We start from the raw sequence: 1,608 nt of genomic DNA on the forward strand, positions 1-1,608 counted from the left end.
GCGCGTTGAAGAACCCATAGAAGTTGCATACATTGTCAACGTACCAACACCGCCAAGCCGTCCTGAGGACCTATTGGCGGGCGACGGCACAAAGCAGCTGGGCCTTATTGCAATCAATCAGCAAGCACCGGCACCACAACGCCAAACGCTGGAACAAGCCAATGCGTTTACACCGCTTGATTTGCTGGGCAATTTGATCAACCGAAATCAGCCTTCGACCCGGTCAGCCCCAACGCCACCGCAAGGGCTCATTCCGCCCGGTAATATTGTTGACCCGCAGACAACCAGTTCCCTCGGTGCAGCAACAGCACTCAGCGAAATGCCCAAAATCTGGACCGTTCAAATCGGCGCCGCCAAAAATCAGGATGGTGCGAACCAGCTCATAGCCGAGGCAAACAATCAGCTCGCAATTTTAAAGGATTATCGTTCGTCCGTTCAATCAGTCACCCGCAACGGCCAGAGTTTTTACCGGGCGCGGTTCGTCGGGTTTACTGGTGAAGCAGAAGCAGCAACGGCATGCAACGCCCTAAAAGAAAGAAATATCAAGTGCCTAGCCCTGCCCGGCTAGGGAGTCACAACGCATGAGTAAGTGTATCGGAGTAACTCAATGCAAGATTTTGAACAATTGAAAGACCTTGACCAACTAAGAGAGCTCGCCAGTTTTGAGCCAAAGTCAGATTTGGCCTCTTCAGATTCGCGCAAGCGCAAATCCACTTTGTTGCGTATCGCGCAAAACATCGCCGAACGTAGCCAACAAAAAACAGTTGCTGAGATGCTTGGTTCTGTCATGGCAATATCCGCAAGAACACGCCGCGTTTTGCACGAACCGGTTAGTGTTGAACTTGATGTTTTCAATGCAGACGGGTCAAGAGCGGTGGTCCTTGAGTTTGGTCAGTCAACAGACTGACCGCTCACCTCAATTGGCGGCGACGTGGTGGAATGCTTCATTTTCAAGCACACGTGCCCGCCACTCATCTCGACGCGCTTTGCGCTCTTCAATCAATTCGCGCACCGGTAGGTTCAATGAATCGACAAGCTTGCGGTATTCTTGCCTAGCGCTGATCTGCGACACACCACCCCCTAATAGAATTTCATCGCTGGCCGGATCAAAGACTGTAAGACCGGATGAAAACAACGAGCGAAATGCAACACGCTCTGCAATCCCCTCAGCCATACGACATCCCAAACGGTTAGATATCCGCTCAATGGCGGAGTGCACGTTGCGCATATTTCGTGAGGACAGAGAAGCAATCCGGTTGCGCACAATCACCCAGTCAATTGTTCTGCCATCAAGCGCCAACCGTTCTTTACGCGATTGCTGCACCAGGCGAGCATAGTGATTTATAGAACGAATTTCGAGAGTCGTTGGATCGACGTCAGCAAGCACATCAAGATCAATCAAGCTGTCGTTTACCGGTGTGACCAGCGTGTCGGCCAACGAATGACTTAATCTTGTTAGGTGAGTATCAAAACCCGGGGTGTCAACGATTAGAAAATCCGCATGCCTTTCCACCTCACCCACAGCCTGCCGAAACAGCGAGAACTCGATCCGCTCGCGCTCTTTTTGACTATCTGCACGCGCGATAGGCAAGTGGTAATGCGTTGTAT

General features: G+C 51.4%; 3 protein-coding genes. 2 read left to right on the forward strand and 1 reads right to left on the reverse strand.

What is annotated here, in order from left to right:
* Positions 1–568: SPOR domain-containing protein (locus Q0231_RS15480; protein WP_299348949.1), on the forward strand; the 568-nt coding region annotated here is incomplete at its 5' end.
* Positions 569–607: 39 nt separating this feature from the next.
* Entirely contained in the window at positions 608–907 is a 300-nt protein-coding gene (locus Q0231_RS15485; RefSeq protein ID WP_269394044.1) for a hypothetical protein, read from the forward strand.
* Between the two features lie 9 nt (positions 908–916).
* On the opposite strand, the gene Q0231_RS15490 is transcribed toward Q0231_RS15485, so the two are convergent.
* Positions 917–1,608 (reverse strand): division plane positioning ATPase MipZ (locus tag Q0231_RS15490; RefSeq protein ID WP_299348952.1); only part of this gene is annotated, 692 nt, incomplete at its 5' end.

This window comes from uncultured Maritalea sp., from assembly GCF_937139385.1.
Lineage (GTDB): Bacteria > Pseudomonadota > Alphaproteobacteria > Rhizobiales > Devosiaceae > Maritalea > Maritalea porphyrae_A.